Genomic DNA, 16,504 nt, shown 5'->3' with positions numbered 1-16,504 from the left:
ATGCCCGGTCGATAGAATCCCCGGATGACTCCCGCCCCCGCCGCGCTGCCCCCTTTTGATGCCGACCAGGCCCTGCGCCTGGCCCGCGAAACCTTCGACATCGAGGCTGCGGCCTTAACGGCTCTGTCAAACCGCGTGGACAAGCTCTTTGCCCAGGCGGTGCAGATGGTGCTGCAGACCCGGGGCCGCGTGGTGGTGATGGGCATGGGAAAAAGTGGCCATGTAGGCCGCAAGATTGCGGCCACGCTCGCTTCGACTGGTACCCCCGCGTTTTTCGTACACCCCGGTGAGGCCAGCCATGGTGATCTGGGCATGGTCACGCCTGGCGACGTGGTGCTGGCACTGTCCAACAGCGGCGAAGTGGGCGAAGTGACCGCCATCCTGCCTGTGATCAAGCGGCTGGGCGTGCCCTTGATTGCGATGACCGGTGGGCTGCAGTCCACATTGGCGCGCCATGCGGACATCGTGCTCGATTGCGGCGTGGAGCGCGAAGCCTGCCCGCACAATCTCGCACCGACGACGAGCACCACGGCCCAGCTGGCCATGGGCGACGCGCTGGCCGTGGCCCTGCTCGACGCCCGGGGCTTCCGCCCCGAAGACTTTGCCCGTTCCCACCCCGGCGGTGCGCTGGGCCGCAAGCTGCTTACCCATGTGAGCGACGTGATGCGCTCTGGCAGCGAAGTGCCGCGCGTGGCCCCCGAGGCCTCGTTCAGCGACCTCATGCGCGAGATGAGCGCCAAGGGCCTGGGCGCTTCGGCCGTCGTGGACGCCGCCGGGCAGGTGCTGGGCATCTTCACCGACGGCGACCTGCGCCGCCGGATCGAGGCCGGAGCCGACTTGCGCGCCGCCACCGCCCGCGAGGTTATGCACCCCAACCCGCGCCGGATTGCCCCCGACGCGCTGGCCGTGGACGCCGCCGAAATGATGGAGGCCCACGCCATCACCAGCGTGCTGGTGCTGGATGCGGCGGGTGTGCTGGTGGGGGTCGTGCACATCGGTGACTTGATGCGGGCAAAAGTCATATGACCCCCCTGAGTCGCTTTGCGCCTTCCCCCCAAGGGGGACGCACCCCCTGGCCCGGCGAAGCCGGTTCCACGGGTGCACTGGCTTTGGCCGTGCCTGTTCAAACGCTGTGCAATGACTTCTGACACAACCTTCCCCGTGCTGCAATTCCCCCCCGAGCTGCTGCTGCGCGCCCAGGGCGTGCGGGTGGCCTTCTTTGACGTGGACGGTGTGCTTACCGACGGCGGGCTGTACTTCAGCGAAGCGGGCGAGACGATCAAACGCTTCAACACCCTCGACGGCCACGGTCTCAAGCTGCTGCAAAAGGCAGGCATCACCCCCGCCGTGATTACGGGGCGCGACTCTGCCCCACTGCGCGTGCGGCTCAAGGCCTTGGGTGTGGAGCACGCCGTGTTCGGTACTGAAGACAAGCGCCCTGCGGCTGAGGACATCCTGGCCCGGCTGGGCCTGACCTGGGCCCAGGCCGCGGCCATGGGTGACGACTGGCCCGACCTGCCTGTGATGCGGCGCAGCGCCTTTGCCTGCGCGCCCGCCAATGCCCAGACCGAGGTGCGCCATGCGGCGCATTTCGTCACCCAGGCGCGTGGCGGCGACGGCGCGGCGCGCGAGCTGTGCGACCTGCTGCTGGTGGCCACGGGCCGCTATGCCGCGCTGCTGGCGGACTACTCGGCATGATCCGTGTGATCCGCCAGGGCTGGGACCAGCTCTCGATCTACTTGCCGGTGCTGTTGATGGGTCTGCTGGCCCTGGGCACCTGGTGGCTGGTGCGCAATGCGCCCATGGCGCAATTGCCCGCCATCGACCGCCCCGTCAAGCACCAGCCCGACTACTTCATGAAGAATTTTTCGGTGAAGAGCTTTGATGCCGCGGGCCGCCTGCAGAGCGAGGTGCAGGGCATAGAAGCGCGGCACTACCCTGACACGGACACGCTGGAGATCGACCAGGTCCGCATGCGCTCGATCGGCATCGACGGCCGCCTCACGGTGGCCACGGCCGATCGGGCCCTGAGCAATGCCGATGGCTCGGAGGTGCAGCTGTTTGGCAATGCCACCGTCACCCGCGAGCCCCTGCCCGCCAAACCGGGTGCGCAAGCGCAGCCGCGCATGGAGTTCCGGGGCGAGTTCCTGCATGCCTTCACCAACACCGAGCGCGTGCGGTCCGACCAGCCCGTCACCCTCACGCGGGGCAACGACCGCTTCACGGCCGATGGCATGGAGTACGACAACCTCGACCAGGTGCTGCAACTGCGCGGGCGCGTGCGCGGCATGATCCTGCCGGGCAAGAAATGAGACAACCCCCTGAGTCGCTTCGCGCCTTCCCCCTTCTCTCTACGCGCTTCGCGCTAGGGGAAGGGGAACGCAGCCAGCGTGGCGGGGCGGCCCTTGCGCGGCTGCCCGCGCATGGTGCGCGCCAGTTTCACGCGCTGCGGGTGATTCACAGCACAACGGATAACTGAGATGACCACCCCCCTTGTTTTCATCACCGGCGCGTCCAGTGGCATTGGCCAGGCACTGGCGCTGCGCTTTCACCAGGCGGGCTACCGGCTGGCCCTGGCCGCGCGCCGGACAGAAGAGGTCAAAACATGGGCTACCGCGCAAGGGATAAGCGCTGATAGCTATGAAATTTATAGTGCTGACGTGGCGGTGACCGACAGCATCGTGGCCGCAGGCCAGGCCTGTCTGGCACGCCAGGGCGTGCCCGACGTGGTGATTGCCAACGCCGGCATCAGCGTAGGCATGGACACCGCCGTGCGCGGCGACATCGAGGTGATGGCGCGTACCTTTGCCACCAACAACATCGGCATGGCCGCCACCTTCCAGCCCTTTGTGGACGGCATGGTGCAGCGCTGCAGCGGCACGCTGGTGGGCATCGGCAGCGTGGCGGGCATCCGGGGCCTGCCGGGGCACGGCGCCTATTGCGCCAGCAAGGCGGCCGTCATCAGCTACTGCGAAAGCCTGCGTGGCGAAATGCGTCCGCATGGCGTACGGGTGGTCACCATCTCGCCCGGCTACATCGACACACCACTCACGCAGAAAAACCGCTACGGCATGCCCTTCCTGATGCAACCCGGGGATTTTGCCGACCGCGCCTTCCGGGCCATCACGGCGGGTGTGAGCTACCGGGTGATCCCCTGGCAGATGGGCGTGGTGGCCAAGCTGCTGCGCCTGCTGCCCAATGCCGTGTTCGACAAGGTGCTGGCGGGACGCCCGCGCAAACGCCGGGAGGGCGAGTAGCGCCCAGAGGCGCTTCGCGCTTTCTCCGGAAGGGCGTTCCCGGCGCCCGCAAGCCAAACGCCGCACGTGTCGCTTTGCCGTCCTTGCGCGGGAGCGCTGGCCGGTGCAGCGCCAGTTTGCAGGCGGTGGGCTATTTCAGCCTTGCCAAGGTTTGGCGGGACGCCATGCCCTTCCTGTCGGAGCATGAAAAAAAAGCCCCCGAAGGGGCTTCTTTCAAGAAAACCGGACGGAGGGCTCAGTAGCCGCCGTTGCCACCACCACCGTAGCCGCCGCCACCACCATTGCGACCGCCGCCACCGCCGTTGCGCGAACCGGAGCCGTAGGGGCTGCGGAAACCGCCTTCGCCACGGCCGCCACCACCACCGTAACCGCCGCCGCCATCGCGGCCACCGCCACCGTAGCCACCACCGCCGCCTTCACGGCCGCCGCCGTAACCACCGCCGCCACCACTGCGGCCACCGCCGCCGTAGCCGCCACCACCACCGCCGCCAAAACCGCCACTTCGAGGGGGGCGGGGTTCCATGGGCCGGGCTTCATTGACCACGATGCTGCGGCCGCCCAGGGGCTGGCCGTTCATGCCATTGATGGCCGCCTGGGCTTCTGCGTCGCTGCCCATTTCCACAAAGCCAAAGCCCTTGGAACGGCCCGTGTCGCGCTCCATCATGACCTTGGCACTGGTGACCGCGCCGAATTGACCAAAAGCCTGTTCCAGATCGCTGTCGCGCACGGAATAAGGCAGGTTGCCGACGTACAGTTTGTTGCCCATCGAGGGACTCCTCAAAAACACATGGATAAAGCGATGGAGTCCCGAAAACGCAGCCAGCTAATCTCAATGACGCTCTCAGCGCGAAACTGACGGATCACCGCAAACTTGGAAAGCGGGAGAACCCCGCCAACCCATTATGCGCCACACTTTTGGGGAAAAAGCAAGCGGCAATGCGCGCTGTGGCGCTCATGCTGCGCAGGCACCAGAAATGGCCTCGGACTCCGCCGCCACGCAGGCCACCGCTTCAGGGGGCTGCACCTGTTGTGCAGGGCGGCCCGGCAATAAAAAAAGGAGCCCAAAGGCTCCTTTTTTTGCCATCTGCAGACGCGAGCGCCTGCAGAAAAGGTCTTTTTAGTAACCGCCGCGGCCACCGCCGTAGCCGCCACCGCCGCCTTCACGGCCACCGCCGTAACCGCCGCCGCCGTAGCCACCACCGCCGCCGCTACGGCCACCGCCGTAACCGCCGCCGCCGCCATTGCCGCCACCGAAGCCACCGCTACGGGGAGCGCGGGGCTCCATAGGACGGGCTTCGTTGACCACGAGGTCACGGCCGCCAAAGTTTTGGCCATGCACGCCTTGGATGGCGGCTTGTGCTTCGGCATCGCTGCCCATTTCGACAAAGCCGAAACCCTTGGAACGGCCGGTGTCGCGCTCCATCATGACCTTGGCGCTGCCCACGGAGCCGAACTGGCTGAAGGTTTGTTCCAGATCTTGGTCGCGGAAGGAATAGGGCAGGTTGCCCACGTAGAGTTTGTTGCCCATGAAGGACTCCTGAAAAAACATGAAAACGCGATGGAGCCCGACGCAATCAACAAACCTGTGACGACTTCAAAGACGCGAAACTGACCATTCACCGCTAAGCTAACTGCTCTCCTGCAAGCAGAAAAGCGAACCCATTATTAATCACTTTATGGGCGGTGTGGGGGATTATTTCTGGGCCAGACGCCCCAAAACAGGCGAATGGCGTGGTTTTGAGGCCAATCTCCGGACAAACCATAGGGTAAAATTGGGGGTCTTTGGGGAGTAGCCCGCCCGGCTGTGCAATGCGCCGGGGGCATGCGTCAACAAACTTGGGCCCGGTGGGCCTATGGCGTATGCGGTTTTCTAGCTGGGCGAGACCATTGACTGCATGCCGATCCACATGGCCGGAGTCGGGGTGCAGTCAATGCGTTTTCCACCCATCCGGCCGGATAGGACCCCCACATGGAACCGTTTTTCATCTCCACCGCCATCGTCGCGCTTGCCGAAATGGGCGACAAGACGCAGCTTCTGGCGCTGGTGCTCGCCGCCCGCTTTCGCAAACCCTGGCCCATCGTGCTGGGCATCCTGGTCGCCACCCTGGTCAACCATGGCCTGGCCGGTGCCGTGGGTGCCTGGGTGACCACCTTCGTCGGGCCGCAGGTGCTGCGCTGGATCCTGGGGGCCTCGTTCATTGCGATGGCCGTGTGGATGCTGATCCCCGACAAGCTCGACGAAGGTGAGGCCGATGGCTCGCCGCGCTGGGGCGTGTTCGGCACCACGGTGGTGGCGTTTTTCCTGGCCGAGATGGGCGACAAGACGCAAATCGCCACCGTCATGCTGGCAGCGCAGTACAACGCCTACCTGTGGGTGGTGGCGGGCACCACGCTCGGGATGATGATCGCCAACGCGCCTGTGGTCTGGCTGGGCGAACGCATCACGCGCCGCGTGCCGATCCGTGCGGTACACATTGTGTCGGCGGTGATCTTCATGGGGCTCGGGTTGCTGGCCATCTTTGCGCCCACGGGGGGGTGATGCCGCAACGGCGGGCGCTTTTGGTATATTTGCCGGACGCGCCGATTTGCCACAGCTTGCGGGCGCTTTATAAATCCTGCTAAAGACCCGTCCGACATCCATGCCCGGCCTCGTTTTTAGCGACGCCGGGTTTTTTTATGTCGTTTTTAGCCACGCCCCAGTCCATGCACTTTCCGGAGGTCCTGCCGCTGCAAAGCGGCGCGTCCCTCCGCGACTACCACCTGGCCTACGAAACCTACGGCACGCTCAATGCCGACCGCTCCAATGCGGTGCTTGTGTGCCACGCCCTCAATGCCTCGCACCATGTGGCGGGCGTCTACGCCGGGCAGGACAAGAGCGAGGGATGGTGGGACAACATGATCGGCCCCGGCAAGCCCGTGGACACCGACCGATTCTTCGTGATCGGCGTGAACAACCTGGGCTCCTGCTTTGGCTCCACCGGCCCCATGCACAACCATCCCGATACGGGCGAGGTTTATGGCGCGGACTTCCCCGTGGTCACGGTGGAGGACTGGGTCAACGCCCAGGCCCGCCTGCTCGACCGCCTGGGCATCCAGCAACTGGCCGCCGTGCTGGGCGGCAGCCTGGGCGGCATGCAGGCGCTGAGCTGGACGCTGCAGTACCCCGAGCGCATGCGCCACGCGGTGGTGGTGGCCAGTGCGCCCAACCTCACGGCCGAGAACATTGCCTTCAATGAGGTGGCGCGCCGCGCCATCGTGACCGACCCGGACTTCCACGGCGGCCACTTCTACCGCCATGGTGTGATCCCCAAGCGCGGCCTGCGCATCGCGCGCATGATCGGCCACATCACGTACCTGAGCGACGATGTGATGAACGAAAAATTCGGCCGCCAGCTGCGCGAAGGCATTGACCTGAAGTACAGCACGCAGGACATCGAATTTCAGATTGAAAGCTACCTGCGCTACCAGGGCGACAAGTTCAGCGACTACTTCGACGCCAACACCTATTTGCTCATCACCCGTGCGCTCGACTACTTCGACCCCGCGCGCAGCCACGGCGGCAACCTCACCCGGGCGCTGGCGCGCGCTACCGCACGCTTCCTGCTGGTGAGCTTCACCACCGACTGGCGCTTTTCGCCCAAGCGCAGCCGCGAGATCGTCAAAGCGCTGCTCGACAACCGCCGCAGCGTGAGCTACGCCGAGATCGATGCGCCCCATGGGCACGATGCCTTTTTGCTCGATGACGCCCGCTACATGGGCGTGATGCGCTCTTATTTCGACAGCATTGCCAAGGAGTTGCAAGCATGACGGACAAAGCGGCAATGCAAGCCCTGGCGCGCCTGGTGCCCCCCGGCTCGCGCGTGCTCGACCTCGGTTGCGGCAACGGCGCCATGCTCGACTACCTGCAGCGCGAGCGCGGCTGCAGCGGCTATGGCGTGGAGATCGACGACGCCAACGTGCTGGCCTGCGTGCAGCGCGGCGTGGATGTGATCCAGCTCAACCTGGATGAAGGCCTTGCCATGTTCGACGACAACAGCTTTGACGTGGTGCTGCAGATCGACACGTTGCAGCACTTGCGCAATGCCGAAACCATGCTGCGCGAGACGGCGCGCGTGGGCCGCACGGGTGTGGTGGCCTTCCCCAACTTCGCGCACTGGCCCAACCGCCTGTCCATCCTGCGCGGGCGCATGCCCGTGACGCGCCGCCTGCCTTACCAGTGGTACGACACGCCCAACATCCGCGTGGGCACGTACAAGGACTTTGAGGTGCTGGCGACCAAGAACGACCTGCGCATCCTCGACTCTTTCGGTTTGCAGGAAGGACAGGCAGTGCGCTGGCTGCCCAACGCACGCGCGGGCACGGCCGTTTTCCACTTCGAACACGCGTAGGCAGGGTACAACCCCCTGAGTCGCTTCGCGCCTTCCCCCTTCTCTCGAACGGCGATGCCGTTTGGGAAGGGAGACACCGCCAGCGCGGCGGGGCGGCCCCTGCGCGGCGGTCGCTGGCTGGAGCCATGCGCTTGCGTACGCCATGCGCGCGTCACGCAGCCGGGTTATGGTGAGTGGGTAGTAACCCGCTCCCGGAGAACACATGCGCTTTGCCCCTCTGAAGATACTTGTCGCAACCGTTTTGGCCACCTCGGCGCTGGGCGCCGTGGCCCAGGCCTGGCCGCCCACCCCCACCGTCATTGCCCACCGAGGCGCCTCGGCGCTGCGGCCCGAGCACACGCTGGCCGCGTACCAGAAGGCCATTGACGACGGCGCCGACATCATCGAGCCCGACCTGGTGATCACCAAGGACGGCGTGCTGGTGGCCCGGCACGAGAACGCGATTGCCATCCTGGGCGCCGACGGCTCGGTGAAGGAAGCCACCACCGACGTGGTGGACCGCCCCGAGTTCGCAGGCCGCAAAACCACAAAAACCATCGACGGCCAGGCCATCACCGGCTGGTTCACCGAAGACTTCACCCTGGCCGAACTCAAGACCCTGCGCGCCCGCGAGCGCATCCCCGCGCAGCGCCCGGCCAACGTGGCCTACAACGGCCAGTTCGAGGTGCCCACGCTGCAGGAAGTCATCGACCTGGCCAAGGCCCAGAGCGCGAAGACGGGCCGCACCATCGGCATCTACCCCGAGACCAAACATCCCACCTACTTCCAGTCCATCGGTCTGCCGCTGGAGGCGCCGCTGCTGGCCGTGCTGGAGAAGAACGGCTGGAACCACAAGGACGCGCCCGTGTTCGTGCAGTCGTTCGAGGTCAGCAATCTGCAGGCGATCCGCAAGCTCAGCAGCGTGCGCCTGGTGCAACTGGTGGCGCCCTCGGGCCGGCCGTATGACTTTGTGGCCCAGGGTGCGGCCAACACGCGCGCTTATGCCGACCTGATCACCCCCGAAGGCCTGAAGCAGGTGGCCACCTATGCCAATGCCATCGGCCCGTTCAAGACGCTGGTGGTGCCGGTCAAGGATGGCGTGCCGGGCGAACCCACCCCGCTGGTGGCGCGCGCCCGCGCCGAAGGCCTGGGCGTGCACATCTGGACGCTGCGGCCCGAAAACGCCTTTCTGCCCGCCGGGCTGAAAAAGGCGCCCGCCACCGACGGCACGGTGCGCGGCGACAGCGTGGCCGAGATCACGGCCTACCTGCGTGCAGGCATCGACGGCTTCTTCACCGACGACCCGGCCGTGGGCCGCGCGGCGGTGTCGGCCTTCACGTCGGCGTCGAAGGTGTCGTTGTCGCCGAAGCAGTAGCCGGGGGCGGCACCACAGGCCGCGCGCTGCGGTCTGGTGGCGCGCGGCGGGCCTGCCGGTTGCCCAGCTGGCGCGCGGCGTTCACCCACTGCGCCAGCCGCTCGGTGCTGGCGCTGCGCACCGGGCCAAAGCTGTGCACCCGCACGGGCCGGATGCCGCAGAACTCCAGGATGGCCTTCTTCATCTGGTGGTGGCCCGGCATGCGCGTGACCCAGCGGAAGTACCAGGGCGGCGAGTCCATGGTCACCAGCAGCTCGGCCGATCGGCCGGCCAGCAGCTTGTCCCACAGCGACGACCCCTGGCGGTACTTGAACGCGTAGCCCGGCAGGAGCACGCGGTCGATAAAACCCTTGAGCAGCGCGGGCATGGCGCCCCACCAGATGGGGTAGACCCACACCAGGTGGTCGGCCCAGCTGATGTCGGCCTGCGCGGCCAGCAGGTCGGGCTCCAGCGGCTGTGCCGCGCCGTAGCCCTGGAACAGCGGGTTGAATGCGAGCTGCCCCAGGTCCAGAAAGCGCACGTCGGCGCCCGCCTGGCGCGCGCCCTCGGCGTAGGCGTGCGCCATGCCCGCGCACAGGCTGTCGGCGGCGGGGTGGCCCAGGATGACCAGGATGTGTTGTTTTGCCACGGAATCTCCATCACACAGAAGTTGTTGATGGAGGCATGCTCACCTTGCCCCGTGGGGCAGAGTCAAGCGGTCCGGTCAATAGAAAGTGATGGGGTGCGCGGCCGGGCCGGGGCCGCCAGTGCGGCGGGCGCCACGCAGGCCTGGGGCGTGGCGGGCACGGCCAGCGTGTCGCAGGTGTGCAGCTCGGCCTCCAGCACGGCCAGCTGGGCGTCCAGCGCGGCCAGGCGGGCCAGCTCCTGCGCCACGGCGGTGCGGCGCTGGGCCACCAGCTGGGCCATGCGCTCCCAGCCTGCAGTGGTGTCGATGTGGGGCAGGCCGTCCAGCTCCGCCAGCCGAAAACCCAGCGCCTGGGCCTGGCGGATCAGCAGCACACGCGCCACATCGGCCTCGCCATAGTGGCGGTAGCTGCCCGCACGCGCCACGGCGCCCATCAGGCCGCGTGCCTCGTACAGGCGGATGGCCTTGGGCGTGGTGCCGGTGCGGCGGGCGAGTTCTCCGATGCGCATGGTGGGCGGGGGTTTTGTGGGTTGAGTATGATGCTATTAAATATATAGCTATAAAGGCATATCCATCGCGCGTAGAAGGCCTTTTTTGCTTGTATTCTGGTGCGGGTTGCGAGGGCGTGCGCGCCGTGCAGGATAAGCTGCCGCGTTCTCCTTGCGTTCCTTGTTGTCTTGGGCCCCCCGCCCCCGCCTGCCATGCCCCAGTTCGCCGCCAACCTGAGCCTGATGTACCCCGAGCTGCCCTTCCTGGACCGTTTTGCCGCCGCCGCGCGCGACCGGTTCACGGCGGTGGAATGCCAGTTCCCCTACGCCTTCGCACCCGCCGAGCTGGCCGCGCGGCTGGCGGACCACGGCCTGCAGCTGGTGCTGATGAACGCCCCGGCCGGTGGCGCCGACCGCGCCGCCATGGCCACGGCCTGGGAGCAAGGTGCGCGGGGCACGGCCGCGCTGCCCGGGCGCGAGGCCGAGTTCCGCGTGGGCGTGCACGCGGCGCTGCGCTATGCCGAGGCGCTGGGCTGCCCCCGCATCCATGTGCTTTCGGGCATCGTGCCGCCGGGGGTGGAGCGCGAATCCCTCAAGGACCTGTGTGCGGGCAACCTACGCTGGGCGGCCGCCGAGGCCGCACGCGCCGGGCGCGAGGTCTTGATCGAACCCATCAACCTGCGCGATGTGCCGCGCTACTTTTTGAACCGCCAGGACCACGCCCACGAGCTGCTCGATGCCGTGTGCGCCGACAACCTCAAGGTGCTGATGGACCTGTACCACTGCCAGATCGTGGAGGGCGACGTGGCCACCAAGCTGCAGCGCTACCTGCCCACGGGCCGCGTGGCGCATGTCCAGATCGCGGGCGTGCCCGGCCGCCACGAGCCCGACCGGGGCGAGCTGCACTACCCGTTTTTGTTCGAGACGCTGGACGCGCTCGGCTACCGCGGCTGGGTGGGGTGTGAATACCGCCCGGCGGCCGGCACGTCCGAAGGCCTGGGCTGGCGGGATCGCGCGCTGGCGGGGTCTGCCGCGGATTCCTAGGCGCAATTGCCCTGCGCCTCCAGTCCGCGCAATTGCGTAAGGGAATGCGTGAATAAATGTAACAAGACTCTGGCCGTAGATTCAGAGCAGACCGGCCCAGTCGGCTTTGTGCATTTGTATTCACCCGCAGGAGACATCCCCCATGGCAGCATCCCTGGCCAACAACCGTTCCGTTGCACGGCAGGTCACGCTGGCCGCCATTGCGCTGGTGGCCCTGGTGCTGGTGCTGGTGGGGCTGGCGATTGCCGTGCTGACCGAGCGCAGCACCCGCGCGCAGGTGGTAGCCAGCGTGGGCGACACGGCGCAGAGCGTGGCCCAGTCGCTGGACGCGGCCGACAACACCAACCGCGAGCTGGTGCAGCTCACCATGAAGGGCTTCCAGCGCTACTTTGAGGCCACCATGCAGCTCGACGAAGCCACGGGCGAGCTGCGCAGCTACGGTGCGCTGGTCAACGAGGACTACGGCTCGGTCGATAAATTCGCCAGCGAAACCGGCGGCATCGCCACGGTGTTCGCCAAGAAGGGCGACGACTTCATCCGCATCACCACCTCGGTCAAGAACGACAAGGGCGAGCGCCAGCAGGGCACGCCGCTGGGCAAGGACGACCCGGCCTATGCCACCGTCACCAAAGGCGAGCCCTACACCGGCGTCACCGTGGCGGGCGGCAAGCCCTACATGGGCCATTACCTGCCCGCCAAGGATGCCGCAGGCAAAGTGATTGCGCTGCTGTTCATCGGCAACGACATCAGCGTGTTCCACGCCATGCTGCAAAAGCAGGTCACGCAGACCAAATTCTTCGAGCACGGCGGCACCTACGTGATCAACCCCGGCACCTCGCTCGACAAGGCCGTGTTTGTGTACCACCCCACGGCACGCGGCAAGCGCGTGCTGGAGGCCTACCCGCAGGCCCGCCCCTTCTTTGAAGCCCTGGCCGCGTCGCAGGACGGCTTTGTGCGCGAAGCCGCCCCCGTGCTGGGCGCTGGCGCCACCGACCCCTGGGCCCTGGTGCGCAAAACCGGCGGCGGCTGGTGGGTGGTGGCCGAGGTGGCGGATGGCGAAGCCATGGCCAGCCAGCGCCGCGTGACGCTGGCCGTGTGGGGCCTGATGGCCGTGGCCGTGGTGCTGCTGGCCATTGGCCTGTTCCTGATGCTGCGCCGGGGCGTGAGCCGCCCGCTGCAGGACCTGACCCAGGCCATCACGCTGGTGGCGCAGGGCGATCTGACCGAGGCCTTCCGCACCACGCGGCGCGACGAGATCGGTGCGCTGGTGCAGGAGGTCGAAGGCATGCGCCAGCGCTACACGCAGATGCTGCAGCAGGTGCGCACGGCGGTGGACAGCATCACCACCGCCAGCGCCGAGATCGCCAGCGGCAACCAGGACCTGTCGGCCCGCACCGAAGCCACGGCCAGCAGCCTGGCGCAGACGGCGCAGAGCATGGACCAGCTCACGGCCACGGTGCGCCAGTCGGCCGACGCCGCGCGCCAGGCCAACCAGCTGGCCAGCACCGCCGCCGAGGTGGCCGCACGCGGCGGCCAGGTGGTGGGCGAGGTGGTCACCACCATGGGCGACATCAACCAGAGCTCGCGCAAGATTGCCGACATCATCGGTGTTATCGATTCGATTGCCTTCCAGACCAACATCCTCGCGCTCAACGCGGCGGTGGAAGCCGCCCGCGCGGGCGAGCAGGGCCGGGGCTTTGCCGTGGTGGCCAGCGAGGTTCGCAACCTCGCCGGGCGCAGCGCCGAGGCGGCGCGCGAGATCAAGGCGCTCATCGGCGCCTCGGTGGAGCGGGTGGAATCCGGTGCGCGCCTGGTGCAGAACGCGGGCAGCACCATGGACGAGATCGTGGGCTCGGTCAAACGCGTGGGCGACATCATTGGCGAGATCACGGCGGCCTCGGGCGAGCAGTCGGACGGCATCGGCCAGGTCAACACCGCCGTGAACCAGCTCGATCAGATGACCCAGCAAAACGCCGCGCTGGTGGAGCAGTCGGCCGCCGCCGCGCAAAGCCTGCGCGAGCAGGCCACGCGCCTGGCGGGTGCAGTGCAGGTGTTCAAGCTGCGGCCCGGCGCGGGCGACGGGCATGAGGACCTGCCGACCCTGGCCGCGCCGCAGGCCGGCAGCGGCCCCGGCCCGGCCCTGCGGGCGCCGGGCAGTGCCCTCACTGGGGGCCGCCGCCGGGGTGAACCCGCGCAGCTGCACTGAACCGTGCCCTCAACCCCCGGGGGGCGAAAAGGGAGACCGGCGCCAGCTCGCCGCCGGGGCGCCGGGGGGGGGGCACATTGGTGTTTCGCGCGCCGCGCCGCTTGGTTTATGCTGGGTTGACCCACCACCCGTCCCACAGGCCCCCCGCGCTCCATGGCTGCCCACGTTCCCACCATGCTGGCAATGATCATTGTCAGCTCGCTGATGATGGCGGCCTCCATGGCGGTGGTGGGCTGGGGGCGCCGGCGCGATGGCCTGGGGCGCTGGGCGGCGGCCCTGCTGGTCAACGCCATCGGGCACGGCCTCGTCATGCTGCGGGGCCTGGTGCCCGACCTGCTGTCGGTGGTGCTGGGCAATCTGCTGCTGTCCTGCGTGTTTGCCGGCATGATCGCGGCGATACGGCAGTTCCAGGGCCGCCCGGCCGGGTGGGTGTTGCTGCTGGTGCCCCCGGCACTGGTCACCTGCCTTGTGATCGCCTTCATCGACAACTTTGCGGCCCGTGTGAGTTTTGTGGGCCTGGTGATCAGCCTGCAGGCCGTGTGGGCCCTGGCCACGGCGCTGGAGCGCCGCGATGCCACGGTGGGGCGCGGGCAGTGGCTGCTGGTGGCGGGGCTGGGGCTGGAGGCGGTGGTGCTCAGCGGCCGCGCCCTGCTGGCCTTGAGCAGCACGGCCGTGGCGTCCGGCATCCTGCAGGCCAGCGCGCTGCAGACGCTCACCTTTCTGGCCACCTTCTCGGTGGTGCTCATCAGCTCCATGGGTTTTGTGTTCATGGCGCGCGACCGTGCCGACGAGAACAACCGCATCATGGCCGCCATCGACCCGCTCACCGGCGTGGCCAACCGCCGCTCGCTGATCTCGGCGCTGGACCGCGATGTCTCGCGCGCTGTGCGCACGCGCGAGCCCATCGCACTCATGATGGTGGACATCGACCACTTCAAGCACGTCAACGACCGCTATGGCCATCCGGTCGGCGACCAGGTGCTGTGCCATGTGGTTCAGGTGCTGCGTGGCCGCGTGCGCGCGCAGGATCTGGTGGGGCGCTATGGCGGTGAGGAGTTCATGGTGGTGCTGCCCGACACCACGCTGCTGGGCGCCGAACAGCTGGCGCGCGAACTGTGCCGCGCGGTGGCCGAGTCGCGTTGCCGCATTGGCGGGCCCGAAGGGGGCAGCGAAACCCGTACGGAGCCCGACGGCACCCAGATTGCCGTCACCGTGAGCATTGGCGTGTTCGGCGGCCGCCTGGAGTCGGGCGACAGCTGGGACATGCTGATCGCCGCTGCCGACCGCGCGCTCTACCAGGCCAAGGAGAACGGCCGCAACCGCGTGGAGGTGGCCACGGGCCTGCGGCGCCCGTCCGCGCAGCGCGCCGCCCTGGACAACCCCGACACCCACCCTGTCTCCCGGTATTGAGCGGACCCAAACACCAGCCTGTCTCCTCTTGATGCAGGGTTCATGCTGCGGCGCAGCAGAGTCCTTTGCAGGTGTTTAGCGACCCTCGGTGGCGTGTGCGCAGGGCTTGTGTTGGAATGCTGGTTTTGGTCCACAAGAACCTGCTGGCTGTCTCGGCGCGACCCGCACGAAACCGCCCCCAGGCTCCCATCCCCCCCATCCAGGAGAGCTGTCCATGAACGCCCGAGTCCCCCCCCACGCCCTGCAACCCGCCTTGGCCCTCGAACGGGTCAGCCAGGCCTGGGACAACGACATCCTGGGCCAGCTCACTGACTACATCGCCATCCCCGCCAAGTCCCCCATGTTCTCGCCCGACTGGGCAGCGCAGGGCCTGCTCGACACCGTGGTGCGCAACGCCGCCGCGTGGGTCGAGTCGCAAAAGGTCGAAGGCCTGAAGCTCGAAGTGGTGCGCCTCGAAGGCCGCACCCCCGTGCTGTTCTTTGAAATCGACGCCACCCAGGCCGGCGCCACCGACACCGTGCTCATGTACGGACACCTCGACAAGCAGCCCGAGTTCAGCGGCTGGCGCAACGACCTGGGCCCCTGGACGCCCAAGTACGAGGACGGCAAGCTCTATGGCCGCGGCGGTGCCGACGACGGCTACGCGGTCTACGCCAGCATCGCGGCCGTGCAGGAGCTCAAGCGCCAGAACGTGCCCCACCCCCGCATCGTCGGTCTCATCGAAACCTGCGAGGAAAGCGGCTCGCGCGACCTGCTGCCCTACATCGAAGCCCTTAAGCCCCGCATGGGCAACGTGGCGCTGGTGGTGTGCCTGGATTCGGGCGCAGGCAACTACGACCAGTTGTGGCTCACCACCAGCCTGCGCGGCATGGCCACCGGCACGCTCAAGGTCGAGATCCTGACCGAAGGCATCCACTCGGGCGATGCCTCGGGCCTGGTGCCCTCTTCGTTCCGAATCATGCGCCAGGTGCTGGACCGCCTCGAAGACAGCAAGACCGGCCGCCTGTTGCCCGCCAGTTTCCACTGCGAGGTGCCCGCCGACCGCCTGGGCCAGGCCCGCGCCACGGCCGCCATCCTGGGCGAAGAGGTGTACAAGCGTTTCCCCTGGGCGCACTACGACTGCGGCGGCTCCACCACGTTTGCACTGCCCACCACCACCGACCCGCTGCAGGCCCTGCTCAAGCGCACCTGGGAGCCCACGCTCAGCGTGACCGGCGCCGAGGGCTTCCCGGCGCTGCAGGACGCAGGCAATGTGCTGCGCCCCTACACCGCCTTCAAGCTCAGCCTGCGCCTGCCGCCCTTGGTGGACGCTGGTCAGGCCGTGCAGGAGCTGAAAGCCCTGCTCGAAGACAACGCGCCCTACCAGGCCAAGGTCACCTTCCAGGGCACCAGCGGCGCCACGGGCTGGAACGCGCCCAGCACCACGCCCTGGTTCGAGCAGGCGCTGAACGACGCATCGCAGGCGCACTTTGGCGCACCCTGCGGCTACATCGGCCAGGGCGGCACCATCCCGCTCATGAACATGCTCAGCGAAGGCTTCCCCACCGCGCAGATGATGGTCTGCGGCGTGCTGGGCCCCAAGAGCAACGCACACGGTCCCAACGAGTTTTTGCATGTGCCCTATGCCAAGAAGCTCACCGCTGCCGTGGCGCAAGTGATTGCGGGCATGGCGCAGCACCAGGCTGCGGCCGCCACCCCGGTCGCCTGACCCGGGTCTCGCGCTGTCGCTGAG

General features: G+C 67.5%; 16 protein-coding genes and 1 riboswitch. Of the genes, 12 read left to right on the top strand and 4 right to left on the bottom strand.

Annotated elements, in window-relative coordinates; translation table 11 throughout:
- The first annotated feature begins 24 nt into the window (after positions 1–24).
- The 4 genes from ACYZGB_RS01665 to ACYZGB_RS01650 all read left to right on the top strand — a co-directional run bounded on the left by ACYZGB_RS01665 (position 25) and on the right by ACYZGB_RS01650 (position 3,257).
- Positions 25–1,026 (top strand): KpsF/GutQ family sugar-phosphate isomerase, encoded by a 1,002-nt coding sequence (locus tag ACYZGB_RS01665; protein ID WP_462386467.1) that lies wholly within the window; start codon positions 25–27, stop codon positions 1,024–1,026.
- Between the two features lie 111 nt (positions 1,027–1,137).
- On the top strand, positions 1,138–1,698 hold the full coding sequence (locus tag ACYZGB_RS01660) for a KdsC family phosphatase (protein ID WP_462386465.1): 561 nt from the start codon (positions 1,138–1,140) through the stop codon (positions 1,696–1,698).
- Positions 1,695–2,312 carry an LPS export ABC transporter periplasmic protein LptC gene (gene lptC / locus ACYZGB_RS01655; protein ID WP_462386464.1) on the top strand — a complete coding sequence of 206 codons (618 nt, stop codon included), beginning with the start codon at positions 1,695–1,697 and terminating at the stop codon, positions 2,310–2,312. Before ACYZGB_RS01660 ends, lptC begins: the two co-directional genes overlap by 4 nt.
- 168 nt (positions 2,313–2,480) lie before the next feature.
- Positions 2,481–3,257, top strand: coding sequence for an SDR family oxidoreductase (locus tag ACYZGB_RS01650; protein ID WP_462386462.1), 777 nt, complete (start codon positions 2,481–2,483; stop codon positions 3,255–3,257).
- Between the two features lie 235 nt (positions 3,258–3,492).
- Here ACYZGB_RS01650 and ACYZGB_RS01645 read toward each other — a convergent pair whose 3' ends face one another.
- Both ACYZGB_RS01645 and ACYZGB_RS01640 read right to left on the bottom strand, forming a co-directional pair.
- The gene (locus ACYZGB_RS01645) at positions 3,493–4,023 is read right to left on the bottom strand and encodes an RNA recognition motif domain-containing protein (RefSeq protein ID WP_137745977.1); all 531 of its coding nucleotides are present in this window, start codon (positions 4,021–4,023) and stop codon (positions 3,493–3,495) included.
- A 351-nt stretch (positions 4,024–4,374) separates the two neighbouring features.
- Positions 4,375–4,785, bottom strand: a complete 411-nt coding sequence (locus ACYZGB_RS01640) for an RNA recognition motif domain-containing protein (protein WP_063461570.1) — start codon at positions 4,783–4,785, stop codon at positions 4,375–4,377.
- Positions 4,786–5,029: 244 nt separating this feature from the next.
- Positions 5,030–5,222, top strand: a riboswitch (yybP-ykoY riboswitch).
- 4 nt (positions 5,223–5,226) lie between these two features.
- Here ACYZGB_RS01640 and ACYZGB_RS01635 point away from each other — a divergent pair.
- From ACYZGB_RS01635 to ACYZGB_RS01620, 4 genes are all read left to right on the top strand, one after another.
- A complete protein-coding gene (locus ACYZGB_RS01635) occupies positions 5,227–5,796 on the top strand; it encodes a TMEM165/GDT1 family protein (protein ID WP_462386460.1) in 570 nt (189 codons plus the stop codon).
- Positions 5,797–5,933: 137 nt separating this feature from the next.
- The gene (gene metX, locus ACYZGB_RS01630; RefSeq protein ID WP_462386458.1) at positions 5,934–7,064 is read left to right on the top strand and encodes a homoserine O-succinyltransferase MetX; all 1,131 of its coding nucleotides are present in this window, start codon (positions 5,934–5,936) and stop codon (positions 7,062–7,064) included.
- Positions 7,061–7,645 carry a methionine biosynthesis protein MetW gene (metW, locus tag ACYZGB_RS01625; RefSeq protein ID WP_462386457.1) on the top strand — a complete coding sequence of 195 codons (585 nt, stop codon included), beginning with the start codon at positions 7,061–7,063 and terminating at the stop codon, positions 7,643–7,645. Before metX ends, metW begins: the two co-directional genes overlap by 4 nt.
- Before the next feature lie 202 nt (positions 7,646–7,847).
- Positions 7,848–8,999, top strand: a complete 1,152-nt coding sequence (locus ACYZGB_RS01620; protein ID WP_462386455.1) for a glycerophosphodiester phosphodiesterase — start codon at positions 7,848–7,850, stop codon at positions 8,997–8,999.
- Here ACYZGB_RS01620 and ACYZGB_RS01615 read toward each other — a convergent pair.
- Positions 8,959–9,627 (bottom strand): NAD(P)H-dependent oxidoreductase, encoded by a 669-nt coding sequence (locus ACYZGB_RS01615; RefSeq protein ID WP_462386454.1) that lies wholly within the window; start codon positions 9,625–9,627, stop codon positions 8,959–8,961. The two genes, ACYZGB_RS01620 and ACYZGB_RS01615, sit on opposite strands and share 41 nt — an antisense overlap.
- A gap of 62 nt (positions 9,628–9,689) precedes the next feature.
- Entirely contained in the window at positions 9,690–10,133 is a 444-nt protein-coding gene (locus tag ACYZGB_RS01610) for a MerR family transcriptional regulator (protein WP_462386452.1), read from the bottom strand.
- A 192-nt stretch (positions 10,134–10,325) separates the two neighbouring features.
- On the opposite strand from ACYZGB_RS01610, the gene otnI reads away from it, so the two are divergent.
- The 4 genes from otnI to ACYZGB_RS01590 all read left to right on the top strand — a co-directional run bounded on the left by otnI (position 10,326) and on the right by ACYZGB_RS01590 (position 16,480).
- Positions 10,326–11,156 carry a 2-oxo-tetronate isomerase gene (otnI, locus tag ACYZGB_RS01605; RefSeq protein WP_462386450.1) on the top strand — a complete coding sequence of 277 codons (831 nt, stop codon included), beginning with the start codon at positions 10,326–10,328 and terminating at the stop codon, positions 11,154–11,156.
- Between the two features lie 142 nt (positions 11,157–11,298).
- Positions 11,299–13,362, top strand: coding sequence for a methyl-accepting chemotaxis protein (locus ACYZGB_RS01600; RefSeq protein WP_462386449.1), 2,064 nt, complete (start codon positions 11,299–11,301; stop codon positions 13,360–13,362).
- A 153-nt stretch (positions 13,363–13,515) separates the two neighbouring features.
- Positions 13,516–14,772 (top strand): GGDEF domain-containing protein, encoded by a 1,257-nt coding sequence (locus ACYZGB_RS01595; protein ID WP_462386448.1) that lies wholly within the window; start codon positions 13,516–13,518, stop codon positions 14,770–14,772.
- Between the two features lie 214 nt (positions 14,773–14,986).
- Positions 14,987–16,480, top strand: a complete 1,494-nt coding sequence (locus ACYZGB_RS01590; RefSeq protein ID WP_462386447.1) for a M20 family metallopeptidase — start codon at positions 14,987–14,989, stop codon at positions 16,478–16,480.
- Positions 16,481–16,504: the final 24 nt, after the last annotated feature.

This window comes from Acidovorax sp. Q11, from assembly GCF_054950075.1.
This window is presented reverse-complemented; position numbering and strand designations above follow the sequence as displayed.

Excerpts from the sequence above, each read along its gene's own strand:
- ACYZGB_RS01665 (WP_462386467.1), top strand. The coding sequence starts at position 25 with ATGACTCCCGCCCCCGCCGCGCTGCCCCCTTTTGATGCCGACCAGGCC.
- ACYZGB_RS01660 (WP_462386465.1), top strand. The coding sequence starts at position 1,138 with ATGACTTCTGACACAACCTTCCCCGTGCTGCAATTCCCCCCCGAGCTG.
- lptC (WP_462386464.1), top strand. The coding sequence starts at position 1,695 with ATGATCCGTGTGATCCGCCAGGGCTGGGACCAGCTCTCGATCTACTTG.
- ACYZGB_RS01650 (WP_462386462.1), top strand. The coding sequence starts at position 2,481 with ATGACCACCCCCCTTGTTTTCATCACCGGCGCGTCCAGTGGCATTGGC.
- ACYZGB_RS01645 (WP_137745977.1), bottom strand. The coding sequence starts at position 4,023 with ATGGGCAACAAACTGTACGTCGGCAACCTGCCTTATTCCGTGCGCGAC.
- ACYZGB_RS01640 (WP_063461570.1), bottom strand. The coding sequence starts at position 4,785 with ATGGGCAACAAACTCTACGTGGGCAACCTGCCCTATTCCTTCCGCGAC.
- ACYZGB_RS01635 (WP_462386460.1), top strand. The coding sequence starts at position 5,227 with ATGGAACCGTTTTTCATCTCCACCGCCATCGTCGCGCTTGCCGAAATG.
- metX (WP_462386458.1), top strand. The coding sequence starts at position 5,934 with ATGTCGTTTTTAGCCACGCCCCAGTCCATGCACTTTCCGGAGGTCCTG.
- metW (WP_462386457.1), top strand. The coding sequence starts at position 7,061 with ATGACGGACAAAGCGGCAATGCAAGCCCTGGCGCGCCTGGTGCCCCCC.
- ACYZGB_RS01620 (WP_462386455.1), top strand. The coding sequence starts at position 7,848 with ATGCGCTTTGCCCCTCTGAAGATACTTGTCGCAACCGTTTTGGCCACC.
- ACYZGB_RS01610 (WP_462386452.1), bottom strand. The coding sequence starts at position 10,133 with ATGCGCATCGGAGAACTCGCCCGCCGCACCGGCACCACGCCCAAGGCC.
- otnI (WP_462386450.1), top strand. The coding sequence starts at position 10,326 with ATGCCCCAGTTCGCCGCCAACCTGAGCCTGATGTACCCCGAGCTGCCC.
- ACYZGB_RS01600 (WP_462386449.1), top strand. The coding sequence starts at position 11,299 with ATGGCAGCATCCCTGGCCAACAACCGTTCCGTTGCACGGCAGGTCACG.
- ACYZGB_RS01595 (WP_462386448.1), top strand. The coding sequence starts at position 13,516 with ATGGCTGCCCACGTTCCCACCATGCTGGCAATGATCATTGTCAGCTCG.
- ACYZGB_RS01590 (WP_462386447.1), top strand. The coding sequence starts at position 14,987 with ATGAACGCCCGAGTCCCCCCCCACGCCCTGCAACCCGCCTTGGCCCTC.